Source organism: Pseudomonas sp. ML2-2023-6 (assembly GCF_037055265.1).
Lineage (GTDB): Bacteria > Pseudomonadota > Gammaproteobacteria > Pseudomonadales > Pseudomonadaceae > Aquipseudomonas > Aquipseudomonas kulmbachensis.
Map to the genome: position 1 here is coordinate 2,907,843 of NZ_CP146347.1, position 25,749 is coordinate 2,933,591.

Here is a 25,749-nt window from a genome sequence, read left to right on the forward strand (position 1 = left end):
GCAAAAAAAAGCCGGTGGCTAGACCGGCTTCTTCACAACATATTTCGGGGGCCATTATGTGCACCATTTGTTCATCACGCAATACAGCTGACGTGATACCTCGCCTTGCACCATTACTTGCCATGGCCACCGCACAGGAGGCCGTGTAATGGCCCGTATCCGCACGATAAAACCCGAGTTTTGGACCAGTGAACAGGTCATGGAATGCAGCCCTTTGGCGCGCCTGTTGTTTATAGGCGTGTGGAATTTCTGCGACGACGCGGGCAACCACCCCATGTCGGCCAAGACTCTGAAGGCACTGGTGTTCCCAGGCGATGACATCACCTCGGCGAAGGTCGGTGAACTGCTCGTCGAGCTGTCAACGAATGGGCTCATCGACCTCTACGAGGTGTCGGGCAAAGAGTACCTACACGTCAACGGCTGGAAGCATCAAAAGATCGACCGACCGACAATTAAACACCCTGCATATCGACTGACTATCGACGCTGACTCGGAGAATGCTCGACGAGCCCTCGCCGAGGAACCGCCAGAGCCTAGACGAGCCCTCACCCCCGGAAGGGAAGGGGAATATAAGGGAGAAAACCCACCCAACGCGCACGAGTCGTTCGACCCACGCGAAATGGTCGCCATGACCCTGGACTGGTTGCCAGATCCAGAAACCCTAAAAACCTATGCCGTTCATGTTGGCCTGTCTGGCGCTCTGTTCACTCCAGCGGTGATTGCCCTGTTCACCTGCCACTACGAGCCGAAGGGTGTGATCAACACCCAGGCCGAGTGGGTGAGCATGCTGGTCAAGTGGGTGCAGCGTGATCAGGTCAAGACCGCCGGAACTAACGTCAGCGGCTTCCCGGGCAAGCCCCGTACTGACGAATCCTTTGACGACGAAGATACCGACTGGCTGCATCAGGAGGCCACCCAATGAATCAAGTTTCAGTAATCGCCACCGGCCTATGGGCCAAGGTTCAGACCGGACAGTTCATCGCTGCCGGTGAAAGCGAAAACATCCAGCCCGCCGCCGAGCTGTCCCAGGCCACGGCCAAGGTCATCAACGGCTTGTTCCGCGAACTGCGTTCGATCTTCCCGGCGTGGAAGCAAGCATGGCCGGATATGGCGACCTACAAGGGGGCCAAGCAGCAGTGGATGCGCGGTTTTCTCGAAGCGGGGATCTGCAGTACCGAGCAATTGCGCTTCGGCCTGATGCAGGCGCGCCAAGCCGCCAAGGACTTTGTGCCGAACGTGGGTGTGTTTATCGGCTGGTGTACGCCGACAGCGGAAATGCTCGGCTTGCCGAGGTTGGCTGCGGCCCACCGCGAGGCTTGTCGTAACGCGCATCCGTCGATGGCTGGTCAGGCCAAGTGGACCCATGACGCGGTGTGGCATACGGCCAAAGAGTGCGGCTTTGAAAGCCTAAATCGGCTGTCCCACGACCTGAGCATCAAGCTGTTTGAGCGCAATTACACGATCACTGTGCGCCGTATTCTGGCGGGTCTGCCGTTGCAGAAAATGCCACTGGCTTTGCCGCCAAGAGCCATCCAGCGCAGCGCGCCCGAAGTGGGCAAAAAGGCTCTGGCAGCGCTGCGGGCGATGCGTTCGGGAGGTACTGCACATGCCTAACCCTCACCTGGCCCCGGTGGAGCCGAGCGCTTACCGATGGGCTGTTCACTGCTGCTCCTACAAGTTCGGCTTGAGCCACAATCCCGACCGTGCCGTGGCCCTGTTTGAGCATGAAAGCGCTGCAAAACACTTCGGCGGTCTGATGTGGCCAAGCACCTTCGAAGTGGTGGACCTGCAATCACCTGTAGGAGCGGGGGAATGAACTCCAAAATCAAAACCCTGACCGTGAAGCTGTCCGACGCTGAGATTGGTCGCAATGCCAAGCTTGAACATGTGCGCGACCTGCGGGATGCCGGTCATCCGGCGCTGCACTTTCGCTTTTCCAAGAACCGCACCCGTGGCTCCTGGTACTTGCTCAACAAGCGTCATTGGCATCGCATTGGTGCCTTCCCTGATTTGAGTACAAAGCAAGTCATTGCTGCGCTGCCGGCTGTACGTTTGCGCGTGGCAGGCGAGGGCGCAGCCAGCGTTTCGGGCTGGGTTACGGTCGGTGAGTTGCTTGACTGGTTTGGTGGTCGTATGGCCCTCGCGCGTTCGCTGTCGGGCAAGCGCAAAGCCGCCGGTAAGTCTGCTATCACCTGCCAGCTCAAGCCACGGCTTGCCGATTTGCTGATTCGTGAAGTCAACGCTCAGACACTCGACCAGCACTTGATGTGGCCTGCGCAGGCAGAGCTTTCGCTGTCCTACGTGCAGCAGCTTTACCGTTTGTTGGCGGCTGCGTTTCGTCAGGCTCATAAGCTGGACATGATCGCGTCAAACCCTATGGCCGGGATGAAGTTCAGTGACTTCACCACAGCGCGCATCTCACCAAAGGCCGCGCGTTTGCGTGGCGTGCAAATTCCCGAGGTTCTGAACTTGCTGGCCCATCGCTTTGTTTGGGCTCCGCCCGAGGCCATGTTGGCGTTGATGATGCTGTGCCACGGCACACGCATTGGTGAAACACGCATGACCCGCTGGGCCGATATCACACTGACTGAGCGTGAGTGGTTCATCCCAGCTGAACACGCCAAGACCCGGACCGAGCATCGCCTGCCATTGACCGAGCAGGTGTGCAGCTTGTTGCTTCGGTACCGGGCGATTCAGGTGGCATCGGGGTACGAGGGCGCCTACCTGTTTCCGTCCCGCCGAGGGCTGCCGTTGAGTGACAACCAAGCTAGCGCGATTTTTACGCGACTTGGGCAGGGCAAGTGGACCAGTCACGATCTGCGCAAAGTGGCTCGTACTGCCTGGACTGATCTGGGTATTGACGGGCATATCGGCGAGATGTTGCTCAACCACTCGCTGGGCAAGATCGCTTCGACCTACATCAATACGCAGGCCACAGAGCAGCGTCGCTTGGCCTTGGTGAAGTGGCACAACTGGTTAGATAGCCGTGGCTTCAAAGTGATTCACGAGCAGACAGGTGTTAGATATGAAGATTCTCAAAACCTCGTAGACGCCTTGAACGGCGGGGCCTGCGAGCCAGAACCACAATTTGTTAAGGGCGAGGATTAAAAATGATGATTCGCAAACCGCTGCACCGGCCTTTGGGCGATACCGAACACATGCTTGAACAGTGGGGTTGGTGGCGTATGGACGGGATGGGGATTCCTAGTTATGCCTCGCCGATGCTGGCTCTGATGCGTGACGCGCTACCTTCCACTACGAAGTCGTACACCATCACTGATGAGCTTGCCTGTGCTGTTGATGGGGCATTGGCCAGGCTATGCAAGCGTGACCAGCAGATGGGGGACATGGTATGGCTTTACTACGGCTCCAAGTGGCCTGCAGTGCGTGTAGGTCGCTACTTTAAGGTGAGCGAGATGAAGGCGAGAGAGCTGATCAAGGCAGGCGTAGCTTGGATCGACTGTGTTCTGGATACCCTGCGCGAAGCTGCGTAAAAAGAGTTGTCCATATGGAATAGCTCTGTTTTCATAGCACCGTGTTTAGCTGTTACAGCGGGACACCTCTGACAAAGCCCAGCCATTGCGTTGGGCTTTTTTGTGCCTCTGAGCAATGCCTTAACTCATGTAGGCTTTCTTCAATGTCCCGCAGCTCTATTTCAAATACGAGTAGCGTCTTCTCCTGACGCAAGTATGTGAAACCCGGTTTGACTGAGTTTATTCGCGCATCCGCCGCTTCTCACTTTGTAATGCTTGGCCCCGTCAATCCACCCCGTGTTTGAGTCATACCCAAACGTGGTCTTGGTTTGGGTAGTTTGTTCGAATATCTCGTAGATCCTCCCCGTGATGCTTTTAACCTCAAACTGATCCGTGTTTACGATCCTTGTCCTGTCCATGTTTTCGTCCTTGCTTACGATGTCAGTGATGACAGCGGCATATCGCTACTGCCTCATCATTGTACGACCTTTTATATTCAAAGCTCCCAAAGAGGGAGGAACACGAGATGCCCCACATGCCAGAAAAAGACCCGTCATTCTGGGTGTTGGTAATGACTGCTTTGAGAGAGAACGGCCTCGCCATGGTCCTTACATTTGCACTGACCTGGTTGCGCATTCAATACGACGCCAAAGAGACAACCCCATGGCGTCAGTTCATTGAAGCAACCCTAGGAGCACTCATCGTGATGGTGGTTGGTCTTACAGTTAAAGAGTTCGGCCTCAGCATAGCTTGGTCATTCGCTACAGCTGGGCGAGTCGGACTTTAACTTTATTACCCGCTTGGCCCGGCAGCACGACTGCACGGCCAAGGTCGCTGACGGCAAGTTGATCGTTATGCCACGTCAGGGCGGTGTCACGGCCAGCGGCAAGACGCTGGGCGTCGTCACCATCAACAAAACGGACGTCAGCCGCTACAGCTTTCGTCTGGGCGACCGCTCGACCCACAAGGCCGTCAGCACCAAGTACCAGGACAAAGCCACCGGCAAACTGGCGGTGGTCAATCTGAACAATGACGACGCCCCGGATGGCCTGCCGCCGGTGCATACCGATCGGCATATCCACCCGAACAAGACCGCCGCCGAGCAGGCCGCCAAGGCGCGCTTGGCCGCGTTCAACCGCTCCACGGCCGGTGTCCGGCTGGAAATGCCCGGGCGCTCGGATCTGTTCGCGGAACGGATGATCAACGCGCAGGGGTTCAAGGACGGGCTCGATGGCGAGTATCTGGTGGACTCCAGGGAGCAGGTATTCACCCAGTCCGGCTGGTCGACGACGATCGAGTGCAATGCTGGCAAGAAGGGCAAGGCCAAGGCCAAAGGTAAGAAGCCCGCTAAGACCCTAAAAATCATTCAGCTCTAACCCGAACAAACCCATTCCCGGCCCGCCTTGTGCGGGCTTTTTCGTGAGGACAACTTATGTCGATTACCCAGCAACAACTGCTGCAGATCCTTCCCAATGCTGGCCAGTCAGTTGGCGTTTATGTGCCGGTACTCAACGCCGCGATGGTGCGTTACCAGATCATTGGCCCGAAGCGCGTAGCCGCGTTTATCGCGCAGATTGGCCATGAGTCTGGCCAGCTCCGTTACGTGCGCGAGTTGGGCGGCGACCAGTACCTGAGCAAGTACGACACAGGTTCACTCGCCAAGCGCTTGGGCAACACGCCAGAGGCTGACGGCGACGGCCAAAAGTATCGCGGCCGTGGCCTGATCCAGATCACCGGCCGGGCCAACTACATGGCGTGCGGCGAAGCGCTGGGCCTTGACCTGATCACGCAGCCCGAGCTGCTGGAGAAGCCACAGCATGCCTGCATGTCAGCGGCATGGTTCTGGGGGACCAAGGGCCTCAGCACCCTGGCTGAGGCGGGCCAGTTCGACAAGATTACCCAGCGCATCAACGGTGGTCAGAACGGTGCAGCCGATCGGCAGGCGCTTTACGCCCGGGCGCTTAAGGTGTTGGCGTGAAGATCGATGCGGTGAAGTGGGGCGGGGTACTGCTGTTCATCCTGGCCCTGATGGCGGGCAGCGCGTGGGCCGCATGGGAGTGGCAGGCCAACGCCTACGGGCAGCAACTGGCTGCCCATGAAGCTGCCTACCAAACCGAGCGCACCCTTCTGGCCAATGCCAACTCTGCGCAAATTCTGGCAGAAGAGGGTAAGCGCCTCGCCCTGGAGCAGTGGCTGGCAGCCAGTGACCAATCCCATTACCGAGCCCTGACTGATGAGAAAACGAAACAGGCCCGCCTGCGTGATCGCCTTGCTACTGCTGACCTGCGGTTGTCAGTCCAACTCGACGCCGGCCCCGCAATTGGTTGCGACGGAATGCAAGCCACCCCCAGCTCCGGCGGTGTGGTTCATGACGCCCGTAGAGCCCAACTTGACCCAGCGCATGCTCAACGAATTATCGGAATTACCATCGATGGCGACCAAGGACTGATCGCGCTGCAAGCCTGTCAGACCTACGCAAAAGAAGTCTCAGGCATGAAATAAAAGGCGCAGCTGTAGTAATACGTCAACATTCCGACTTGCATCCTGACCCAAAGATCAATTTATCAAGCCTGCGTTGTCTGCAGACTGAGTATTTTGGCCAATTGACTGTTACTGGGTGTGATGGTATTTAGCCATCAGAGAGAGGGGAAAACTTTTCCTCAACTGGAAGTATGAAAGGATTCTATGACGCTCAACCTAGATATGTATGCTGATAACCTAGTTTATAAAAGCTGGGTAGATAATCCATTAAAAGTAATTGCTCCAAGCGCAATTAATAATAATTTCGGCTTTCGAAAGCCTCAAATGGCTGCAGTATTTACGTCGCTTGCGCACCTGATATCTTCTCCGGCAAAGCCGGCCACGGTAGTGATGCCTACAGGCACTGGAAAAACAGATACTATTATTGCAATAGTTTTAGCTGGTTGTTTCGAAAGAACACTAGTTGTCGTACCATCTGATGCACTTCGGCGCCAGACAGCGGATAAATTTCTTGAGTTGAAAAACCTTCGCAAAATGGGGGCTATCGGGGATGCTGTACTAGCTCCTGTAATTCATTTAATGAGTGGCTCACTGGATGATGGTGATTTTGACAAAATCATTGCTAGGCTCTGTACGTAAAGTATTGTCGCAAGCACCGCATAGCGCAGGCCAATGAGACCATCGCCGCAAAACTTGTTGCGAGCTTGTCGAAGCGCGTCACGATGCGACGGTTCTCCTTCAGCCAGCCAAACATGCGTTCGATGATGTTGCGCTGCCGATATTTGGGGCGATCAAAAAGTCGAGGCAATCCTGGCTTGGTTTTGCGCTTCATGCTTCGCAACGGAATGACTGGCTGCATGCGATAACGATCACAATACTGGCGCAGCGCTTCAGCGTCGTAACCCTTGTCAGCCAGCAACCAGCGGCAACGCTTGCGTGGGCGACCGCGCAGGCTGGGTATGCAAGCCTGATCGAGTAGCGGTTGGGCATAGGCTATATCGCTGGCTTGTCCGCCTGACAACAGGAAACGCAGAGGCACACCATTGGCGTCGCACAGCATGTGAATCTTGGTCGTCAGGCCACCCCGGCTGCGCCCGAGCGCGTGGTCTTGCGGTTCTTCAAATCCCCTTTTTTCCCGGCACCTGATGAGGCCCGGGTTGCTCGTACGGCAGTGGAGTCGATCATCCATGTTTCCAAGTCAATCAAACCCTGCTCATTCAATCGGATATGAAGACGCTTGAGCATCTGATCAAAAGCTCCGCAATCACGCCATCCCCGGAACCGTTGATAGATCGTTGACCAAGGGCCGAATCGTTCGGGCATGTCTCGCCAGGCTGCGCCAGAGCAAAGCACCCAGAGAATACCGTTTAGCATCAGGCGATCATCGGCCCGAGGGCGCCCGGTGCGCTGATTTTTGGTGAAGATATCTGCAACCAGATCCCAGGCTGCGTCGGGGAGTTCATACCGCTTTGCCATCTTGGCCTCCTGGCTTTAATGGCGGTGTATTTTACAGAAAATCGTATTTCTTGGGTTTACGTACAGAGCCTAGTAATATTGTTATCTCTACTCCAAACGCTCTGGATTTATGCGATGACGCAACGTTAGCCAAGTTAGTGGCTGCTTTTAGTAATCTAGTTGTCGATGAGGCTCATCACGTAGCAGCGAGAACCTGGTCTAAGATTAAACGTGCTTTTGATGGTAAGCCATGTCTGCAATTTACGGCCACTCCTTTTCGAGAGGATAAAGCTGCTCTTGAAGGAGATATAATTTACAATTACCCACTTAAAGATGCTCAGAGTGATGGATATTTCCAAGATATAGAGTTTCACCCTGTAAGAGAGTATCAATCTAGTCTTGCCGATCAAGCAATTGCCGACAAGGCAATTGAGTTGCTTCGAAAGGATCTTGCTGAGGGGAAAGATCACATTTTGATGGCTCGCGCCAAAACAATCACAAAGGCCAAACAGATATTTAGTATTTACAAAGCGCATGATGATTTAAGTCCTGTGCTTGTGCATAGTAAAAGTGGTGTTGCTGATGGATTGATAAATGATATCAAAGGCAAAAAGCACCGCATCATCGTTTGCGTAAATATGCTCGGAGAAGGGTTTGATCTTCCAGAATTAAAGATAGCCGCTTTGCATGATCAACATTGTAGTCCAGCCATTACGCTGCAATTTATTGGTCGCTTAACGCGAGTGGATGCAAAGCTGGGGGCTGCTAAGTTTGTCGCTAATATTGCCAATCAAAATGTAGATGGTCAAATGTCAGCCTTGTATTCTGAAAGCGCGGATTGGAGCTCCGTAATTAAAGATGTAAGTGAGAAAAAAATATCTCGAGAGTTGCAGCGTGAGGCCTTCAATGCTCAGTTCGATGATGTTGAAGATGGAAGTCAAATACTTGCCTTAAATCCTGCGCCTAATATTAGTGCAATTGCATATTCAGTTTTGCCCGTTGACTGGCTACCCTTTGGCGCAAAGGAAATGAACTCTGCTGGTGAAGAGGTTAGACTCTATACGGTCAGCGAAAAACAAGACCTGGTGATGGCAGTTACGCGCGAAGAGTGCTCTGTGGCGTGGGCTAATACAGAAGAAATATCTTCAGTTAATTGGTATTTGTATCTTGCATACTATAAAAGAGAAACAGGTACGCTGTTTATTAACTGCTCTGGGGATGAAAGGCAAGCGTTAAAATTTAAAAATAGAATTTCCCGTAAGGCTGTAAAAGTTACTGGTGATAAGACGTTTAGAGTCTTGCATAATATGGAGCTCTTGAAGTTCCAAAATATTGGACTTACCCGTGGTACGCGTGATCTAAGGTTTACAATGCACGTAGGACGGGATGTTACTGCTGTGCTAGGTGATTTGGAAGACGGTACGGCAATTAAATCTAATATTTTTGGTATTGGATTTGAGAACGGTGATAAAAGTACTGCTGGATGTTCTGCGAAAGGTAAAATTTGGAAAATGGATTCTGACTCCATTGATGGTTGGACAAGTTGGTGTGATGCTGTATCAAAAAAAATCAATGATGATAAGATAAATACTAAAGATATTCTTGAATATGTGGTTCGCACGGAGCCAATTGTCGGGAAATGGCCGAAGGGGCTTTTTTTTGCGGATTGGCCTGAGACTATATATATAGAAAATGAACGTCGTACTTATGTTGTCGTAGAAGGGGTTAAGTATAGTCTCATGGATCTCTCTTGTGGTGCGCCTGTATATGTTGGCGAGAAAGAGTTATCCATTCCTGTATTGAAAGAAGATGTTGAGGTGTTCTCCATAAAGCTAGTGCTTGTGCAGGATGGCTATCAGGTTGTTTGCAATAATGTTGAAATAATACTCAAGGGTGGGATGAGGTTTTCTGACTACCTAGAAAGTAACCCGCTGAAATTGTTGAAGACCGATGGCTCTGTAATTTTAGGGAACTATAGAAATTACTGTCCGAAAACGCTCAATGTATTGCTACCCGCTAAGCTACTAAGTAGTTGGGACTGGAAAGGCGTACGGATAAATAAGGAGTCTATGGGCAAGCTTGGAGAGCTTGATACGGTACAAGGGTTTACCTTTACTAAGATAAAAGATGGCTACGACATAGTTTTTAATGATGATGGGGCAGGTGAGGTTGCGGACTTAGTAGCGATTCGTGAAAACGCCGATCATATACAAGTGGATTTCTATCACTGCAAGTATTGCAGGAAAGGGGATGTACCTGGTGCTCGGGTTGAAGATACATATGTGATCTCTGGGCAGGCAAGTCGCTCTGCAAAATGGCTTCATAATGGGGAGGAGTTATTTGGCCAGTTATTGTTTAGGTACAGTAATTCGTTAGAAAGCGGTTTCAATCGGCTGCTGAAGGGCGATGCAGTGCGGCTTGATATCTTGAAAAATAAATGCAGGGATTTGGAGCTGAGATTGGGTTTTTATATAGTGCAGCCTGCTATCTCGAAAGCAAAAATCTCTGATGAAATGCTAGCGGTTTTGGGAACAAGCTATTCATATGTAAAAGCAATTTCTGGAACTGAACTTAAAGTCATCGTAAGCGCATGAGTCGCAGGCTCTCTTGCCTAGATTTATGAGCTCTAACGAAATTCTCGTTTGGTCAGCGAAGAAATATAGTAACAAAAGCTTTCATAGAACTTGGGTTTTCGTAGGTGTTCAGCCTCAGGTTGTGTGATAGGCAGTGGTCCTTAGGGGTAAGGTTTGCTAGAAATTCCGAAAAAACCCTACCCTGCAGGCCGCTGTTGAGCATTTACAAAATCACGAATTGTCGCGGTGTTTAAGCTCCTGAGTGGCTTTAAATATTTTTGGTTTGTTTGCCTGGCATAACACTGGAATGCCAAAGGTGGGCTTCTGCATACTCTTTCATTCGAAAGAGTACGTCTGGACCTCCTATGTCCTGGTACTCGAATATCTTCGTGCCTACGTTGGTTAAGTCAATATGTATGCCGCCAAATGCATAGATTCGAGCATACCGTTGGTTGGTCATGTTCCATCGCGGTTCGGCTATATCATGCGCGAAAGCATTCCGGATTTGATAGGTCGCTCCGATAAACTGATCTGTTTCACTCTCAATCTGGGTTGGAAGCAAGTACCCAGCTTCCTCGCGACAACGGTTAAGAGTGATCGCAGCAGCACCGAACGTAATCACTAGATTGTTTTGGAGCGCCAGAATCATATCATCAGGCGTATCGAGCACCTTGTCCGGCAGTACAAACACCATTCCTCCACCTTGAAAAGTCAGTGGTCGATCTAGCTCTGCTAGGTTGATTTTCCCTTCAAGAGCATAATTATACAGCTTCCACGCAAATGCGAGCTGACTGAACGCAGTGCCGACGTAATTCATAATCTTGTGTTGTCCTCTATTGGATTTAAGAAATGTTTGTGATTAAGGGGGGGTTGTTTGTCATCTCTTTACTGCCCATTTAATTATTTCTTCTTTATATTTAGTGATGGATTGAATTCTTGGTAGCGGGTCATTGTTTCGTAGTGAAATTAAAGCGGAGATGACAATGTCGCCATTAGCTATCCTCTCAATCAATTCGGAAATATCTTTTGTTATAGTGTTGTCATCTATTTTGGTGTCTAGGCACCCCGTTAATCCTATTGAAAGCTCGTGAGCAATATAGTTTCTGGCCATTCTTGCCGAGTGCAGGATGTCTGAAGCGTCAGCAGATAAGCCCAGCGCTAAAATGCTATTGTTTAAATTTGTGTGGTTTTTGGTGGTTTGTAATACGAATTTTTTATATTCGGCTTCGTCGAGTAGCTTCTTTGCAATTAGGTCCGCCCTTGAGTTGGCAGTGTCTGCGGCAGCTGCACACATAGAGTCAAAACGCGTAGCAATTATAAGTGCTCTGCCAAAAATCCCGTGCAGCTCATCTGAATTTTCGGTTCTTTCAAAGTCCATCATAAATATATTTGGAATCAAGGGGGGGCTCCTTAAGCATAAATCTGAGTTGTTGCTGGGCCTGGGATATCCATGCCCCCGCAACGCATTTACTTAAGCCTCATTAAAAGGAGAAAGCTCAAGCTGGAAAGAGTGATTGGCTGGGGCGGCCTGAAGGATTTCTGCATGTGGATATAGATTAGTAATTATTAAAGATAAGGCAGTTTTCTGTTCGGGTGGCATGCGGCAGCCAAATACTGCACCTGTAAGCTCTCTGGAGCCAAATGCCTTATCTTCATGAGGAGCAGTTTTGCTGCGCCCGCTTCCAGCGAAAATTCTCCACTCGCTTTCATGTTTCCATGCATCCGATTTAGTATAAATCAACGCATCAGTTGGTTTTTTTTGATCGAAAGTAGTTAGCCCCGCCAGGAAGTCGGAAAGCTCGTCTTCCTCAAATAGCATTGGCATGTCAGACGTGTAGGATACTTGCTTTGCCAGTTGATATGGGCTGCTTTCTCCTAGCTCATTTTGAAATTGTAGTACTACACCTTTATTGCTATCTGCGTAGTATGCCCACATAAGTTGATTGGTAGGTGAATCCGTTAAACACAATATTTTGCAGGTGGAAAGCTTCTCTCTTGTAATTTGGCGTGTCTGTTGGATGTTTTTATCAAGCGCTTCAAATGATTTTTTGATCCCTGCTTCCATTTTTTCCATAAAAAAATCTTTGGGCATTTGTCGGAGGTATGGTCTCAGTTTGTCCATCATGACTGATATTGGATTGCCTGGATAACCTTTGAGTTCGCCAGTAAATACCCTCCATTGTTTTTCCAGTGCATTTTTGAGAACTTTTTCACGGTCAAAATCAATGCGAAGATCGAACTGGATGTCGTATGGGTCATTTAAGGTCGCAGGAGTAGTCCATCGAAGCGTTTGATTTTCAAGCACAATTTTTGCGGTGTTATAAGTCATGTACTTATAAAATGCTTTAGACATTGTCTCGGACTCTGACGGACTAGGGGGCATTATGCCACCATGTCTTTTCCACCGAGCCAATGGGGCCGAGGCGCGATGCATAGACCATTCAGTCCAAATCTTGGGCAGCCTAACAGGCTCGTATAGATCGAACATAAATGGCACTAGCGCGTCAGGTATGTCCTAAAACCCCTCTAAATTAAGCTCTTTAGCAATCCATCATCGGGTTACGATGATGCGACTGGATAGGTTTTCATGCCGGTAGCTTTGGAAAATTGTTCGGTCGGCAGGAATATGGTGAGGGGCAAAAAAGGTCGAGTGACTTTTCGAGTGATGTTGTCACTCACGGTTCAGCACTGTTGGGCGTCGTTGCAGCGAGTGCCAAGCGCGAAGCCTTGAATTTAGGGGCCTGTAGAGGTACAAGCCTGAATGGGGTGCTAGGAGGCCACGGAAACCATCTTGTAGAAGCCAACACTTAGTAGCCAGCAGCTAGACTGATGTTAATACCAAGTTGGTGAGTGCTTATGAAGAGGACGATTTTGGGAATGGCCGAAGCCGGGGAGGTTTTGATCTCAGCGGCTCTAGAGGCACAGGATCATTATCGAGAGGCCAAAAAAGCAGGGCGCCCAACTGAAGAAGTGGAGCGTCTGCGGATATTGGCTGACTCGCTTGTCCAGGCGGTAACTGATTATCAGCTTCTGGCGGACGAAGCTAATGCCATCACGCGTCACTAATCATTTTCAAGCAATTTGCTGTGGAGAAATATATGTCCACATCTGTCCGGTTACTCATTCAAGAGGCATGAGCTCAGTAAGTGAAGCGTTGATGAACTTTTCGTTCAGCGTAATGACCTCTAGCGCGCCACGAATATTTCCCCCCACCTCAGATGACTCTTGCTGCTCAACCCATATCGTTAGCTCCATGATGGCAGCTTCCAAGGCAAGTTGATTTTCGTTGAGTTTGTAAAGCAGTGCGGGAATCAGATCTGAGTTCAACATATGTGATCCTCTATGAAGGAACAGTCTAGCAGGCGAGGGGGAAATGGATTTTCGTACGTAGGCAGGACGCCGGAAGAAGACTGAAAAACAGTTCCTAAACAAAAGATAGAGGCCGCATTCTACGGGGCTTGCAGAGGGCCGCTACTGCCAGAGTTTCGGAAAGGAATATCGCTACAAGCCACGGCCCGCTTGAATTTTCATATCGGATTGCAAATCCGCCCACGCCGGTTCGATTCCGGCTTCGGCCTCCACATTCGAAAGCCCCGTAGACCTTGGTCTACGGGGTTTTTTTATGCCTGCGATTTGACGATGAATTCCGCAACTTTTTGGATCGCTTCTGCAAGTACCCTTTTTACAAGCTGTAAATTGGTATCTCTTTAGACGCGTGGATAGCCGCGATTGATCATCCGGGGTATGGGGCGGGCATTCCAATTATGGTCAATTAGGGGAGGGTCTTCGCGCATGGACTGCTTCAGGTCAGAAGCGGTCAGACAGCATCCCTGAGTTGGTCACGACTCCGTAAATGGTGTCGAAATTACTGTAAAAGCGAAAATCTCTTGATTTGGGCGCATATATGGGCTGGATCTCTCTAGTGGTGCCTTCGAAGCGTTGGGGCTCGGTTTGGGTGGGGGGCTTTCAGCTAAATGAACTACATGAATGGCTATGTGCTACTTTTTCATAGCCTCTCATTTACAGTTCTTTACAGGAGTACGCATGTTTACAGATATTAAACCTGGTCCTAAACCCAAGCGTGAAGACGGCAAGGAAGACCGCAGGCGGCACGTGAACCCGCCAAACGATAAAAAACACCCGACATTGCCTATCCATAAGCACAAGCCTGGAGACTAACTGCAGATGGACAGCCCTCTTTTATTGACCATTCTAGAGGGCTTTTAATTAGCCAAGCACTAGCTCATTTCCCCGCGCATATAGCCGTCACATCTACCATTGCTACGTTTTTTCGCCTGATTACTTGTCTTTTTTAGTATCGAAAGCAATGAATTAGTGGAGGAGTTTTTACGGCGTAGGGCTGTATGTATATACAACAACTTGATTGGTCCTGTTCGTATGTACAGCTTTTCAAAAGAAAATAACTAGGCAAAACTACGAAATGTATTATTACTAGCCAGTGTGATATCAAAATAGTTGCATAGCCGGGTCGGTCATGGCTTTATGCCCCCCACGAAAAGTCATGGATGGCATTCTCAGTAATTGCCAATCATGTCCGAATGGCAAAATGATCACACTGAGACATATAAATGGGCACGCCGAAAACATTTATGGAGAAGACCGCTGCGCCAGGTGCTAGCGCCGGTTTTGACTACCAGTACTATTATTTTCTCTACAAAATATTAAACCTAAAAAAAGGTCAGTCTGTCGGTCTAGAAATCAAGGACGACGTTCACACTGACATTGATAATGATCTGCAGCTCTTATTTCAATTGAAGCACACGATCCAAAAGCAAGCTGGCGGAAAACCTATTGCGCTCACGGAGCTCGATGCCGACCTCTGGAAAACTCTTCATAATTGGGCCAAAGTCATCTCTGATGAAAATGATGGTCGCTCAACCGAAGTTGCTCAGTTGGTTTTTGTTACTAAGACAGAGTTTCATCTTGTAACTAATAAGAGTGTTAGTGGCTCTAACGAATTCGCCAAGTTGCTAATAGCTTACGTCGATGATCACAGTTCGGAGAACTTAGATAGCGTCAGTTCTAGGATGTCAGAATTAAAGGATTCGACCTCGGATGTTGCTATGAAAGAATACATAAATGCTGTGGCAGGCCTCGCAGTAGCCGTGAAGCGGGAGTTCTTCAAGAAAATACATTTTGAACTTTCTGAAACGGAGATCATTCAAAAAATTAAAAACGCAATTGCTGAGAAATTTATTGAGCCTAGCAGAATTGATGAAGTCTATGAGCGCCTTAACTCTAACATAAGAGATAGTAATTATTTGTCAATATTGGATGGCAAAGCTTTTGTCGTAAAGTTTGATGATTTTTATTCCAGATTTTGGAGTATTTTTCAGGATGCCAGAGATAATAAACTCTCCAGTCTACGTTTTAAACCCTCGCTTCCAGATGATCTCCTAAGCCAAATATTTATTCAGCAACTCTCTGCGATTGATGATATCTACAGTCACGAAGAGGAAATTATCACTGAATACACAACTCATAAACTAAGATTGGCCCGTAGCTTAGAGCAGTGGGAGCAGAATGGAGAGGTTGTTAATGATGAAATCCAAGCATTACATGGCGAAGTTCATTTAAGATGGAAAAATAATTATCGCATGGCATATCGAAGCTGTAAGCCGGAGCAAGTTAAGGAAAAGGGTCAGTCCATTATCAATACGATGCGCCAAGAAAAATACAAGCTGGGCGGCGATGAACTTAGTACTGAGTACTCTAATGGCGAGCTTTATGAACTCTCAGATATAGGTCGAATTGGTTGGCATCAAGACTGGGAGAAAATGTGAGCATGAGTGAAAAGCATACCCTGACTTGGAATGGATACAATAATCCAGGTATTGCGGCTGTTGCTATTGGTATGACACTTAAGCATTGTCATTCCCTTACCCTGCCTAAAGTACTTCTTATAATGCCAATCGTAATGCATGCTCCGACAGTCAAATATTTAGCAAATGGAAATACTCGTTCACGAGAAATTTCCTCGCTAACTGCTGTGCGTCCAGATTTTGTTCATAATTTCAGTCAGCGATATCATGCTAGCTTAATTCACACGATCAATGGATTGCAACTATTACATAGTCTGGGCCTGATAATTTACGATGATGTTATTTTCCAGGCTAAAGAGCTTGAGGTCGGGCCCGAGTTTGGAAAGCGGGTCGAACTTATTACGGCAGCCTCGCGAGAGATCGCTCACCTTCTAAAGTCTTCTGAAGAAGAGTTATATTTAAATTTTCGGGTGCAATTGTGAAATTTGGAATATATAAGATTCGTCTATGGTCCAATCATGGTGAAATTCGTGATGTTGAGTTTGAGCGTGGAAAAGTTAACGTTCTGACTGGTGGCAGTAGTCGCGGTAAAACATCGCTGTTGCATATCATCGATTATTGTCTTCTGTCTAGTGAGCATAAACTACCGCATGATGTCATTAATGACAATGTTTCATGGTATGGTCTTCAGTTCTATATCAATGATAAGACGCTGACAATTGCTAGAAAAAGTCCAACTGCTCAGCACGTATCTGATCAGCTCTATTTTTCCAGTATCGGCACATTGCCTGATTTCCCCGAGGCTAATGCAAAGAGCGACGATATTAAGACCATTCTTCAAGCGGAGTTTGGGTTGGATAGTAGTGTTGTGCTTTGGGGCGGGCGCGGTCTCAAGCAAGGGACTCAGATGTCGTTTCGGTACTTCATGTTAATGAATACCATGTCGGAAAATACGATAACCAATAGTGAAGTCTATTTTGACAATCAGCAAAAAGACCGCTACCGAGTAGCGCTCCCCCAAGTTCTGGATCTCAGCTTAGGTATTGATACTCTTGAAAATATTTCTGCTCGAGAACGCAAAAAAGATATTCAGCGACAAATCGATAACCTCGAAAAAAAGAAAGAAAAACTGACAAGCGGAAAGAGTTTGTTTGAGGGGGAGGCGAGAAAGATTGCAGCTACTGCAGCTGAATACGGCTTAATTGAGAAGATTCCAAAAGTCGTAGATATTGCTTTCTTGAAGGGAATCGTTGAGAGCTGTCCTACACCCGAAGCAACAGGTCAAGACGCTAAGCGTTTTGCCGACGCTAAGGCGAAGATGTTTGAACTCAACCGAAAAATGCGGAAGCTAAGAGAGTTCTCTGATGAACATAAACAATATAAAACGACACTAAAAGTCACGCTCGATAGCTTAAAGCCATTAGAAACACTGCTGGGTCAGGCAGGCCAGTTAGTCAAATCTGATTTTTTCGAAGACTTGATGATTGGTCTAAATGCTGACTTGCGGGCATTGAAATTGGCAACTGCTACGAAGCAACCTGTGGATACGCAAGTAGCAAGTATGTTGCGAAGTTATGAAAATGAAAGGAAGGAACAGCAAGATTTCATAGATTCCCTTCCTAAGAAACCAAGGTCGTTTGAAACAGCGATTGACCTCGCTCGATTTCTCGGAAGAATAGAAGCCAAGCTCGAGTCGTATCATGAGGTTTCGAGTGATAATCGAGACAGTTATACTGGGCAAATTGCTGATTTGCAAGAATCTGCTGATGAAATAAGTGTGCACGATGTCGCGGAGGTCCGGCAAAACGTAAATCGTCAAATTGACGATATTGCACAAGCGCTGTTGACCGAAGCCGATTTCGTCATGGATAATTACGTTACATGGCATCCAGCATTCAGCTTTAAACACAACATCCTGCAACTTAGGAAGCCACAGTCATCACTCGTCGAAAACGTTGGTAGTAGCTCTAATCATATGTTCATGCATCTGATTTTATTCCTCGCTTTGCATGAAGCATCAGCCGCAAATAAGTCACGTTTCGTGCCGAATTTCCTGTTCATGGATCAACCTAGCCGGCCTTACTACGGTGAGGAGAAAGTTAAGGATGAAACTCATCTAAAAAGTTCAGATGCCGCGCGGGTAAGTCAAGCCTTTGTGATGCTCGATAGTTTTATAAGTCGTATGCAATCGAAACACGATACTGAATTTCAAATGATTGTACTAGAGCATGTACCAGTCGATGTTTTTACAGGTATGAAAAATGTGCATGTGTTACCAGAGTTCCGAGAGGCGAATGCTCTAATTCCAATGGAGTGGAAAAATAGAGCACGAAGCTGATTGTGAGCTGCCTGGTCACCCGAGACCCGTAGAAAGGGGGCGGATTTAGTTTTTGTATGCCATATACAAAATTAAATCTGTCCGCTTTTAATCTAGTCTAATCTCGGGGGGAGTTTTGCGGCCCTTCGGTCATTAGGGTTGCACCGGGTAAAGGAACTTTTTAAAGTTTATTGATGGAAAGGTGGCACCTGTTAATTAGTGTCAAACATATGGGTTACTTTGTTGGCTTAACAATCTCCCCAACCCTCCGATAAACCTTCTTGGTCATCTCCTCGGTGGAGTGCCCCAGCAATCGACTTGCGTGCGTTAGCTTAATCTCGCTAGCTGCTTTGGGGCGAATATCCTTGAACTGAAACTGCCGAATGTTGGCAGCAAGTGTTGGATCACCGTTTGTCGCGGCTTTGATTGCTGCTTTTTCCCGAGCATCGTCCCAGCGGTTGCGTAGCATCTGTTGGCTCATACGTAGCCCGGACGAGTTGGTGATCAGCGTCGACGTTTTAACTCCGCTGAGAGCTCTGCGCTCCAGCAATTCATCGATAAAGGTGCTTAACCCCGATTGGATGCCTGCATCCTCCAACCGAAGGCGCAGGCGCTTTTCAGTTTTGCCTTGGCCAATCAGCAGAAAGCCGTTGTTCAAGTCGGTGGCTGCAATCTTATGTACATCTGCAGGGCGCTGCCCAGTCAGATATGCCAAGTCCATTGCATCCTTCAGTTCTTGTGCGGCCTCTGATGAGGGGTACTTTGGTCATGGAGCTTTGAAGTTTAGATAGAGATATCGTGAATGTCCGTAGGCTTTTGCTGAAACCACACACAATCCATCTGTTTAAAACGTAGCTTTGATCTGTAAGCCCACGGCCAAAGCGTTGCCTCTTTTTTTGCCGGAGAACGCACCAGGCTCAATGTAGTACTGCAGGTCAGGACGCAGCAGCAGCCAGGGGGTGACTTGCGCGCCATAGTTAAGCTCAATCATTTGCTCACCATTGTCGAGGTTGGCGATCATCTCGGATTCGCCGAAGCTGGTCGCCGCTGCTTCTTGTGCATCCCGCGTACGGGAGTTGAGTACGGCCCGGCCATAACCCAACGCAATGCTGTCATGCGGGCGGCTGGCAAAAGGCTTTTGCTTGACCAGGCCGACCGAGTACCAGCGACGCATTGGCGAGGTGGCTGCGTTGCTGGTGGCCGCCTGGCCGAACAGGCGCAGCACGCTTTCAGGGTCTTGCTCATCCCTCCAGATTGCCTGGTCCATCAACACGTAAGCCCCGGTGCGGTTATTGCTTTTTTCTGTGCTACCAATTTTTTGCGAGTCAGAGCTGTCGTAGTACCAGCCGACTTTGTATTGGCCATTGAGAAAGGCGTTGTTATTGAAGATGGCTTCCAGCGGCAGAATGGCCCCGGTGGAGTCGTGGCTGGGCATGGAAAACGCTTCGGAGGGAAGGCTGTTGTGCTCTGGGTTGACCTGGAATACCGCGGTTTGCAGCGTCAGTGAAGCGTTGACGCCGTAACGCAACTCTCCACCCCAGTGAGCTGTCGGGTAGTTGCCCCACCCGCTGCCGCTGGACATGGTCAATGGGTGCGCACAAAAGCCGGCGCTCACAAAGTTGGTCAGGATCGGCATGCCACCAAAATCGGTGCCCATCACCATGTAGCCGATTTTGGCAGACACGTCCGGAGAAAACAGATTGCGCTGGTAACTGAACTCGGTCAGTCGCGTGTATTCGCCACCGTAGTTTTCTTGTGCAGACAGGCGGTTGCCGAGCAAGTCTTCCGTGGCGCTATGGCCGCGACGGTCGTTAACCAGAATTTGCACAAATCCGGCGTCCGGGGTGTCCAGCAGTTTACTCAGATCAAACTTGGCGCCCATGCGTATTTGTTGCGCATAGCGCGCGCCGCGCTTGATCCCGCCATGCAGGTTGGAAATCGTTTCAGAGCTGTAGTCACCGGTCAGTGTGATGCCCCTGTCCGCCAGTTTTTGGCGCTCACCACCCCAATCGCCGGTGAGTGTCGAACGACTCATCAGGTCGGAAGTGTCAGCCAGTGCTGAAGACGGACTCAAGATACACAGCGACAGACCGCTGCACAGGCTGGAGGTCAGCAGCGCGCGGAAAGAAAAAAACATTGGGGTGTGCTCCGTTGCAAAAAATGTTGGTGTATCGCTCAACGACACGCTGGCACGGCAGGAACCGGCCAGCTCTAGCTTTTCTGGCCTGATACCGTCTCGAGAACTGCGGTGTTAGTACCTGATCCCGGGCCGAGTTAGTCCCTCCTTGGGTGTGCAAGGGGGTGTCCATGAGCGGGTTTATGACGGGGGGGTTGCAGTGCAGGTGCTCGAAGCCGTTCGGATCTTCGCTTCACACGACTAATAGGGCCTGAAAGTGGCAGGGCTGGTGAATGTCATCCTGTGTGAGCCGTAAGACTAAGTTTATGCCGATGTTTATTTCAGATAAATCCAGGGAACTAAGAAACATTATTGGAGAGATAGTAATAATCCGGTGGCGATATCCGGACTTTCGCTTGCAGAAACGGCGATCCTTAGTGTTCAACGCTTATTGCTTTTGAGATCACTCGCACGTCAAAAAGAAGAGAAAACATAAGGGGCTGCACCCCCCTCGTTGCCATGGATTATTACTGTTTCACCAACAATGTTTCTCAAACCTTTGGATTTATCCCAAGAAGTGCCCGTATAAAATAGCTCAGCGTCTCCAGCTCACTCTCGGAATGTCGAGCCAGCAGTGCCCGGACAAACACCTCCCCGCGTTTCGTAGAGCCTTCGGCGTATTCATTGCGACTGCAACAACCTGCTGCGCTGATTGCCGGTGCTCGCTTGCTGTCGGCAGGGCGGTAATTCTGATTCCGACACCTGCTATGCCCAGCCCTTTACGGGTCGAACTGAACATTCGACCCAGCTGTTCGCACAGCGTGCGGGCAGTTTTGTATTCACCCATAGAGCATTCACGAAATGACGAATGACCAACCATCTCAAACTTCAAGACGCTCAATGAGCACTATCGCGAGGGTGCTGTTTTCCCTGTTTGTATTTGCCGTGGCACTGGCTTTGATTTATGGCGGGATCAAACTAGTGGCGCTGGGCGGGTCAAGTTATTACTTGATCGCAGGCTTGGCTTATCTGGCACTGGCGGCACTCTTTCTGTTGCGCAAGTGTTTGGGTATTACCCTCTCTGTTGCCATATTCTTTGCAACCTGTGCCTGGGCCTTTTATGAAGTGGGTCAGTTCAGCTATTGGGAACTGCTGCCACGCTTGGTCATTCCGGCCATCATCCTGACACTCAGTCTGTGGGTCGGCGCCGCGTTGCCGGACACGTCCCTGAGCACCCGGCGCGCCGCTAACCGGTTCGGGTTTGCCGTATTCCTGGCACTGGTCGCGACATTTATTGCTGCGTTCTACCCGCACGGCGGGATCTCGAACCCGGTCGCCGTCACTGACGCCCCCAAGGCCGAAGAGCCCTCCAACGCACCTGAAAACTGGGAGTTCTTTGGGCGTAATGCCTCGGGAACACGGTTTGCTCCTTACACGCAAATCACCCCGGACAACGTCAAGGACCTGCAGGTTGCTTGGACCTACAGAACAGGTCGTCGCACCACAGGTGCCGGCGCGGGTGTAGATGAAAACACACCGTTGCAGATCGGCAATGTTCTGTACTCGTGCACACCGGAAAACCTGATAACCGCGCTGGACGGTGATACCGGGACCCCGCTCTGGAAATTCGATCCCAAAGCCAAAAGTGAAGAGCACGTGACCTGCCGTGGCGTGGGCTATTACGACATCGATAAAGACGACAGTCTGAGCGCTGAGGTCAAGGCGTCATATGGCAATGAGCAGCAGTGCCGCCAGCGTATTCTGGTGTCGTCTGTGGATGCCCGTTTGTTTGCGCTTGATGCGCATACCGGCACCCTGTGTCCGAGCTTTGGCGACAACGGTTATGTCGATCTCAAGAAAGGCATGGGCCCGACTGAAAACAGCAAGCGCTATCACCCCACCTCGCTGCCGGTTGTCATGGGCCACCTCACCGTGGTCGGTGGCTGGGTACGGGACATTGTGGCGGGCGAACCTTCCGGCGCCGTTCGCGCATTCGACGTTCTGACAGGTGCGTTGGTGTGGGCCTGGGATGTAGGTGCACCCGAGGGCAAGAACACAGCGGCAGACGATCATCAGTTCGCTCTGGAGACGCCTAACGTCTGGACAATTCCGACCTACGATAAAGAGTTGAATCTGGTCTACCTGCCTACGGGCAATGGCCCGCCCGACTACTGGGGTGGTGATCGCAACCAGGTTAAAGAGCAGTTTGGCACGGCCGTCGTTGCAGTCGATGCATCAACCGGTAAAGCCAAATGGGTTTATCAGATCGTTCACCACGACGTCTGGGACTATGACCTGCCTTCGCAGCCTGTGCTCTATGACATCAAAAACGCCCAGGGCGAGAAGACTCCGGTCTTGATCCAGACCAGCAAGACCGGCAACATTTTTGTGCTGGATCGCCGTACCGGCAAGCCGGTTACAGAAGTTGAAGAACGCGCGGTTCCTACCTCTCCAGCAGCAGAAGGCGAGCACCTGTCGCCTACCCAGCCGTTCTCGGTCGGGATGCCGACCATTGGTGTCGACCCGCTGACCGAGAAGTCGATGTGGGGCGTGACGACTTTTGACCAACTGTATTGCCGGATCATGTTCAAAGACTCCGTCTACCTGGGTCCGTTTACACCGCCAAGTGAAAAACCGTACATCGAATGGCCTGGCTTGCTGGGCGGCATGAACTGGGGTGGCATCTCCATCGACGAAAACACCGGCATGATGTTCGTCAATGACATGCGCATGCCGCTGCGGATGTCACTGGTCAAAAAGGAAGACACCAAGAAGTTCAACGTGTCGACCGATGAAGTCCCGGGCTTCATGGGAACCATTCGCCCACAAGTCGCCGGTATCTATGGCGGTGTGAAAATCGACATTCTGCAGTCACCACTGGGCGTCCCGTGCAACTCACCACCCTTCGGCAGCATGAGCGCCATTGACCTCAACACCCAGAAACTGGTCTGGCAGGTTCCGTTGGGCACCGTCCAGGACACTGGCCCTCTGGGGATCAAAACGCATATGCCAATCCCGCTGGGCATGCCAACACTGGGTGGCCCGACCTCAACGGCATCTGGCCTGGTGTTCTTCGCCGGCACCCAGGACTACTACCTGCGAGCGCTGGATTCGGCCACCGGTAAAGAAGTCTGGAAAGCCCGCCTGCCGGTTGGCGCGGTTGCAGCCCCGCTGATCTACAAATCACCCACCACCGGGAAGCAGTACGTGGTCATCTCCGCAGGTGGCATGAGCCACTCGCCTGATGTCGGTGACTACATCATTGCCTATGCATTGCCGGACAGCATCATCCAGAAATAACGCCTTGATTGACGTTAACTGAAATGGCCCGCCTGCTCCCCAACAGGCGGGCTTTTTTGTTCAATGCCAGTTGTTGTTCGGCTTCGGCCTAAATAACGCCTTAAATTTGGTGCTTGTTACGAGGAGAGGGCTTCGACTGATCTCATAGATCCGGTAGTCTGCTTTCGACCTAGGCTGTGTAAAAACGTTTTTCAGTGCGAAAGTTACTCAAAACCAGACTGGAAACCGCGCTTCTACGCAAAATCCACATCTGCTGATGTGCTGATGAATTTCAGATTTAACGTAGAAGCGCGCACTTCGAATTTGGCGACTCGTTTTTACACACTCTGGGCCATAAACAGTCGCTCAAATGTTTCTACGAAACCAGGGGCGATTCAGAGATTATACTGGCAGAGCTGCTATTCGCAGCAGGAATACAACAATAGAGGTGTCACGGTAGACAATGACGGAAAGAGCAGGCAACCCCAAGAATTCGTCCACCGATGAGAACGTGAGCACGAGGCAGCCCGCAGTCATTCTGGACTTACGTTGGCTCATTCTCACCCTCGTACTGTTATCTGTCCTGGCTACGTTGGGCAATAGTCTCATCACGGCATATAGAGTGCAGCGGGATGCTTTGATGGACCATGCGCTGCAATCAAACAGTGCTTACGCGTCAAAAGTAGCTTCAAGCCTCTCTGAATTCATTCATTCTGCACAAAGCCATCTGCGTTATAGCGCCGACGAGTTGGGCAAGGAGTGGGGTAATGCCAAGGCACTGCAGGCCGAAGCTGTACGCCTACAAAAGCAGGATGCAGATTTTAACTCGATAGCGATTGTCGATACTAATGCCAAAGTTCTGGAAGCGTACCCAGACACACTGCAAATCAATGGTTCAACTTTGCGATCGGATGCGATTCGAAAAGCCATCGATGTGAAACGTCCTTACATTAGCTCAGCTTATGAATCAGCAGCTGGTAATCTGGTCGTATTCGTCTCAGAACCTATTTATGATTCCTCAAACCGTTACATTGGAATCATAGGCGGTTCGATTTACCTGCAGCAGGATAGTGTACTTCACACGTTAATCAGCCGGCACTTTAACCATGAAGGTACATTTGCCTTCATCGCCGATCAGGATCGTCAACTACTTTATCATCCTGATGCGTCGCGTATTGGTGAGACCCTCGGATGGAGCAAGACCGTGGATGCGGCTTTACGTGGCGAAAGCGGGTCCGTGGCCGTGCCTAATTATAAGGGCATACCGATGCTTGCTGGATATGCTCAGGTGCCTGGAGCCGGTTGGGCCGTCGTCGTACAGCAGCCTCGCGAGGTTAGCCTTGCACCCTTGAACACGTTGATGCACGACATGATTTTTGGGATGCTACCTGCTGCATTGATCGGCTTTGTACTGATTTGGATAGGTGCTCTGATGATCTGTCGGCCATTGCACCAGCTTTCCACGATCGCAGGGCAATTGGCTGCAACGCAAGCCTCTGAGCAACTTCGAAACGTGAAGGCATGGTATCTGGAGGCCTTTTCTATCCGTCAAGCGATGCTGGCCGGTGTGTACCTATTACAAGCAAAGATGGGGCGTCTAAGCCAGCAGGCGCTTTCTGACCCTCTGACAGGTCTGGCGAATCGTCGAGCGATGAATGATGAGTTGCGGGGGCTGGAGCAGGCAGGTCGAACTTATTCCATATTGTCACTGGATATAGACCATTTCAAAAGGGTAAATGACACCTTCGGCCATGACAAAGGTGATGTGGCGATAAAGCAGGTTGCGGAAACACTCCTCAGTCATTCACGCAATGGTGACTTCGCTTGCCGAGCGGGTGGAGAGGAGTTCTTGCTGATTTTGCCGGAGACCGGTGTCGATTCGGCGAGCATAATTGCCGAGCGAATTCGCCAGGCAATCGCTACATGCGACATTTCTGGTGTTGGACATATCACGGCTTCGATCGGTGTCGCGACTTGTGAACACGTATCTACTACCTCAGAGGTTGTACTCAAGAGGGCGGACGAATGCTTGTATCGTGCCAAACAAGGGGGGCGTAATCGCGTGGAGTCGAGTCCTCAATCTGGATCCGAATGAATCGCCCCTTGATCGTAGATATATCCAATTACAACCCTGAATCGTCCCTATTTTCGTTGACAGCTTTGAGCGGCTGCTTTGTATCCGTCCGGCGAAGTCATCTATCCCGGCCTGCAAAGCCAAGACATGGTGTGCACTTAAATTTAAGTGGACACCAGTTCTAGCCTTTTAAGCGGG

22 protein-coding genes and 3 pseudogenes are annotated in these 25,749 nt (G+C 50.2%); 18 read left to right on the plus strand and 7 right to left on the minus strand.

Annotated elements, in window-relative coordinates:
* Window positions 1-148 precede the first annotated feature (148 nt).
* The 10 genes and pseudogenes from V6L79_RS13365 to V6L79_RS13410 all read left to right on the plus strand — a co-directional run bounded on the left by V6L79_RS13365 (window position 149) and on the right by V6L79_RS13410 (window position 6,593).
* Complete coding sequence (locus tag V6L79_RS13365) at window positions 149-922, plus strand: DnaT-like ssDNA-binding domain-containing protein (RefSeq protein ID WP_338578923.1); 774 nt, start codon at window positions 149-151, stop codon at window positions 920-922.
* The gene (locus V6L79_RS13370) at window positions 919-1,614 is read left to right on the plus strand and encodes a replication protein P (protein WP_338578924.1); all 696 of its coding nucleotides are present in this window, start codon (window positions 919-921) and stop codon (window positions 1,612-1,614) included. Before V6L79_RS13365 ends, V6L79_RS13370 begins: the two co-directional genes overlap by 4 nt.
* Window positions 1,607-1,816: a hypothetical protein gene (locus V6L79_RS13375; RefSeq protein WP_338578925.1), complete on the plus strand. Its 210-nt coding sequence runs from the start codon at window positions 1,607-1,609 to the stop codon at window positions 1,814-1,816. The genes V6L79_RS13370 and V6L79_RS13375 overlap by 8 nt, the downstream gene beginning before the upstream one ends.
* Window positions 1,813-3,108, plus strand: coding sequence for a site-specific integrase (locus V6L79_RS13380; protein ID WP_338578926.1), 1,296 nt, complete (start codon window positions 1,813-1,815; stop codon window positions 3,106-3,108). Before V6L79_RS13375 ends, V6L79_RS13380 begins: the two co-directional genes overlap by 4 nt.
* Before the next feature lie 2 nt (window positions 3,109-3,110).
* The gene (locus V6L79_RS13385; RefSeq protein WP_338578927.1) at window positions 3,111-3,494 is read left to right on the plus strand and encodes an antiterminator Q family protein; all 384 of its coding nucleotides are present in this window, start codon (window positions 3,111-3,113) and stop codon (window positions 3,492-3,494) included.
* A 580-nt stretch (window positions 3,495-4,074) separates the two neighbouring features.
* Window positions 4,075-4,260, plus strand: coding sequence for a holin (locus V6L79_RS13390; RefSeq protein ID WP_338580317.1), 186 nt, complete (start codon window positions 4,075-4,077; stop codon window positions 4,258-4,260).
* Window positions 4,238-4,849 (plus strand): annotated as a pseudogene (locus V6L79_RS13395) (phage late control D family protein); the annotation flags it as partial. The gene V6L79_RS13390 and the pseudogene V6L79_RS13395, both read left to right, overlap by 23 nt.
* Before the next feature lie 56 nt (window positions 4,850-4,905).
* Window positions 4,906-5,451 carry a glycoside hydrolase family 19 protein gene (locus V6L79_RS13400; RefSeq protein ID WP_338578928.1) on the plus strand — a complete coding sequence of 182 codons (546 nt, stop codon included), beginning with the start codon at window positions 4,906-4,908 and terminating at the stop codon, window positions 5,449-5,451.
* Window positions 5,448-5,975 carry a lysis system i-spanin subunit Rz gene (locus V6L79_RS13405; RefSeq protein ID WP_338578929.1) on the plus strand — a complete coding sequence of 176 codons (528 nt, stop codon included), beginning with the start codon at window positions 5,448-5,450 and terminating at the stop codon, window positions 5,973-5,975. Before V6L79_RS13400 ends, V6L79_RS13405 begins: the two co-directional genes overlap by 4 nt.
* 183 nt (window positions 5,976-6,158) lie before the next feature.
* Window positions 6,159-6,593 carry a DEAD/DEAH box helicase family protein gene (locus V6L79_RS13410; RefSeq protein WP_338578930.1) on the plus strand — a complete coding sequence of 145 codons (435 nt, stop codon included), beginning with the start codon at window positions 6,159-6,161 and terminating at the stop codon, window positions 6,591-6,593.
* Here V6L79_RS13410 and V6L79_RS13415 read toward each other — a convergent pair.
* A pseudogene (locus V6L79_RS13415) lies at window positions 6,577-7,430 on the minus strand (IS5 family transposase). The gene V6L79_RS13410 and the pseudogene V6L79_RS13415 sit on opposite strands and share 17 nt — an antisense overlap.
* 50 nt (window positions 7,431-7,480) lie before the next feature.
* Between V6L79_RS13415 and V6L79_RS13420 the strand changes: the two are divergent.
* Window positions 7,481-10,003 (plus strand): DEAD/DEAH box helicase family protein, encoded by a 2,523-nt coding sequence (locus V6L79_RS13420; protein ID WP_338578931.1) that lies wholly within the window; start codon window positions 7,481-7,483, stop codon window positions 10,001-10,003.
* A 247-nt stretch (window positions 10,004-10,250) separates the two neighbouring features.
* On the opposite strand, the gene V6L79_RS13425 is transcribed toward V6L79_RS13420, so the two are convergent.
* The 3 genes from V6L79_RS13425 to V6L79_RS13435 all read right to left on the minus strand — a co-directional run bounded on the left by V6L79_RS13425 (window position 10,251) and on the right by V6L79_RS13435 (window position 12,335).
* Window positions 10,251-10,799: a hypothetical protein gene (locus V6L79_RS13425; RefSeq protein ID WP_338578932.1), complete on the minus strand. Its 549-nt coding sequence runs from the start codon at window positions 10,797-10,799 to the stop codon at window positions 10,251-10,253.
* A gap of 60 nt (window positions 10,800-10,859) precedes the next feature.
* Window positions 10,860-11,381 carry a hypothetical protein gene (locus tag V6L79_RS13430; protein WP_338578933.1) on the minus strand — a complete coding sequence of 174 codons (522 nt, stop codon included), beginning with the start codon at window positions 11,379-11,381 and terminating at the stop codon, window positions 10,860-10,862.
* Window positions 11,382-11,453: 72 nt separating this feature from the next.
* Entirely contained in the window at window positions 11,454-12,335 is an 882-nt protein-coding gene (locus V6L79_RS13435) for a DUF2971 domain-containing protein (RefSeq protein WP_338578934.1), read from the minus strand.
* A gap of 503 nt (window positions 12,336-12,838) precedes the next feature.
* On the opposite strand from V6L79_RS13435, the gene V6L79_RS13440 reads away from it, so the two are divergent.
* Complete coding sequence (locus tag V6L79_RS13440) at window positions 12,839-13,048, plus strand: hypothetical protein (protein WP_322151346.1); 210 nt, start codon at window positions 12,839-12,841, stop codon at window positions 13,046-13,048.
* Between the two features lie 54 nt (window positions 13,049-13,102).
* Here V6L79_RS13440 and V6L79_RS13445 read toward each other — a convergent pair whose 3' ends face one another.
* Window positions 13,103-13,312, minus strand: a complete 210-nt coding sequence (locus tag V6L79_RS13445; RefSeq protein ID WP_338578935.1) for a hypothetical protein — start codon at window positions 13,310-13,312, stop codon at window positions 13,103-13,105.
* Between the two features lie 714 nt (window positions 13,313-14,026).
* On the opposite strand from V6L79_RS13445, the gene V6L79_RS13450 reads away from it, so the two are divergent.
* The 4 genes from V6L79_RS13450 to V6L79_RS13465 all read left to right on the plus strand — a co-directional run bounded on the left by V6L79_RS13450 (window position 14,027) and on the right by V6L79_RS13465 (window position 18,103).
* Window positions 14,027-14,161, plus strand: a complete 135-nt coding sequence (locus V6L79_RS13450) for a hypothetical protein (protein ID WP_007968539.1) — start codon at window positions 14,027-14,029, stop codon at window positions 14,159-14,161.
* 410 nt (window positions 14,162-14,571) lie between these two features.
* Window positions 14,572-15,786: an ABC-three component system protein gene (locus V6L79_RS13455; protein ID WP_338578936.1), complete on the plus strand. Its 1,215-nt coding sequence runs from the start codon at window positions 14,572-14,574 to the stop codon at window positions 15,784-15,786.
* Between the two features lie 2 nt (window positions 15,787-15,788).
* Window positions 15,789-16,247, plus strand: a complete 459-nt coding sequence (locus tag V6L79_RS13460) for a three component ABC system middle component (RefSeq protein WP_338578937.1) — start codon at window positions 15,789-15,791, stop codon at window positions 16,245-16,247.
* The gene (locus V6L79_RS13465; RefSeq protein ID WP_338578938.1) at window positions 16,244-18,103 is read left to right on the plus strand and encodes a DUF3732 domain-containing protein; all 1,860 of its coding nucleotides are present in this window, start codon (window positions 16,244-16,246) and stop codon (window positions 18,101-18,103) included. The genes V6L79_RS13460 and V6L79_RS13465 overlap by 4 nt, the downstream gene beginning before the upstream one ends.
* A gap of 214 nt (window positions 18,104-18,317) precedes the next feature.
* On the opposite strand, the pseudogene V6L79_RS13470 reads toward V6L79_RS13465, so the two are convergent.
* Window positions 18,318-18,833 (minus strand): annotated as a pseudogene (locus V6L79_RS13470) (tyrosine-type recombinase/integrase); the annotation flags it as partial.
* A gap of 93 nt (window positions 18,834-18,926) precedes the next feature.
* Complete coding sequence (locus tag V6L79_RS13475) at window positions 18,927-20,219, minus strand: carbohydrate porin (protein WP_338578939.1); 1,293 nt, start codon at window positions 20,217-20,219, stop codon at window positions 18,927-18,929.
* An 879-nt stretch (window positions 20,220-21,098) separates the two neighbouring features.
* Between V6L79_RS13475 and V6L79_RS13480 the strand changes: the two genes are divergently transcribed.
* Together V6L79_RS13480 and V6L79_RS13485 are read left to right on the plus strand one after the other, a co-directional pair.
* Entirely contained in the window at window positions 21,099-23,498 is a 2,400-nt protein-coding gene (locus V6L79_RS13480) for a membrane-bound PQQ-dependent dehydrogenase, glucose/quinate/shikimate family (RefSeq protein ID WP_338578940.1), read from the plus strand.
* A gap of 442 nt (window positions 23,499-23,940) precedes the next feature.
* Window positions 23,941-25,572: a sensor domain-containing diguanylate cyclase gene (locus V6L79_RS13485; RefSeq protein ID WP_338578941.1), complete on the plus strand. Its 1,632-nt coding sequence runs from the start codon at window positions 23,941-23,943 to the stop codon at window positions 25,570-25,572.
* The last annotated feature ends 177 nt before the right edge of the window (window positions 25,573-25,749 follow it).

What these genes read in the sequence shown, in the direction of transcription:
- V6L79_RS13375 (WP_338578925.1), top strand. Translation starts at nt 1,607, where the DNA reads ATGCCTAACCCTCACCTGGCCCCGGTGGAGCCGAGCGCTTACCGATGG.
- V6L79_RS13425 (WP_338578932.1), bottom strand. Translation starts at nt 10,799, where the DNA reads ATGAATTACGTCGGCACTGCGTTCAGTCAGCTCGCATTTGCGTGGAAG.
- V6L79_RS13370 (WP_338578924.1), top strand. Translation starts at nt 919, where the DNA reads ATGAATCAAGTTTCAGTAATCGCCACCGGCCTATGGGCCAAGGTTCAG.
- V6L79_RS13445 (WP_338578935.1), bottom strand. Translation starts at nt 13,312, where the DNA reads ATGTTGAACTCAGATCTGATTCCCGCACTGCTTTACAAACTCAACGAA.
- V6L79_RS13475 (WP_338578939.1), bottom strand. Translation starts at nt 20,219, where the DNA reads ATGTTTTTTTCTTTCCGCGCGCTGCTGACCTCCAGCCTGTGCAGCGGT.
- V6L79_RS13365 (WP_338578923.1), top strand. Translation starts at nt 149, where the DNA reads ATGGCCCGTATCCGCACGATAAAACCCGAGTTTTGGACCAGTGAACAG.
- V6L79_RS13400 (WP_338578928.1), top strand. Translation starts at nt 4,906, where the DNA reads ATGTCGATTACCCAGCAACAACTGCTGCAGATCCTTCCCAATGCTGGC.
- V6L79_RS13455 (WP_338578936.1), top strand. Translation starts at nt 14,572, where the DNA reads ATGGGCACGCCGAAAACATTTATGGAGAAGACCGCTGCGCCAGGTGCT.
- V6L79_RS13435 (WP_338578934.1), bottom strand. Translation starts at nt 12,335, where the DNA reads ATGTCTAAAGCATTTTATAAGTACATGACTTATAACACCGCAAAAATT.
- V6L79_RS13460 (WP_338578937.1), top strand. Translation starts at nt 15,789, where the DNA reads ATGAGTGAAAAGCATACCCTGACTTGGAATGGATACAATAATCCAGGT.
- V6L79_RS13385 (WP_338578927.1), top strand. Translation starts at nt 3,111, where the DNA reads ATGATGATTCGCAAACCGCTGCACCGGCCTTTGGGCGATACCGAACAC.
- V6L79_RS13485 (WP_338578941.1), top strand. Translation starts at nt 23,941, where the DNA reads ATGACGGAAAGAGCAGGCAACCCCAAGAATTCGTCCACCGATGAGAAC.
- V6L79_RS13450 (WP_007968539.1), top strand. Translation starts at nt 14,027, where the DNA reads ATGTTTACAGATATTAAACCTGGTCCTAAACCCAAGCGTGAAGACGGC.
- V6L79_RS13410 (WP_338578930.1), top strand. Translation starts at nt 6,159, where the DNA reads ATGACGCTCAACCTAGATATGTATGCTGATAACCTAGTTTATAAAAGC.
- V6L79_RS13440 (WP_322151346.1), top strand. Translation starts at nt 12,839, where the DNA reads ATGAAGAGGACGATTTTGGGAATGGCCGAAGCCGGGGAGGTTTTGATC.
- V6L79_RS13480 (WP_338578940.1), top strand. Translation starts at nt 21,099, where the DNA reads ATGAGCACTATCGCGAGGGTGCTGTTTTCCCTGTTTGTATTTGCCGTG.
- V6L79_RS13380 (WP_338578926.1), top strand. Translation starts at nt 1,813, where the DNA reads ATGAACTCCAAAATCAAAACCCTGACCGTGAAGCTGTCCGACGCTGAG.
- V6L79_RS13390 (WP_338580317.1), top strand. Translation starts at nt 4,075, where the DNA reads ATGGTCCTTACATTTGCACTGACCTGGTTGCGCATTCAATACGACGCC.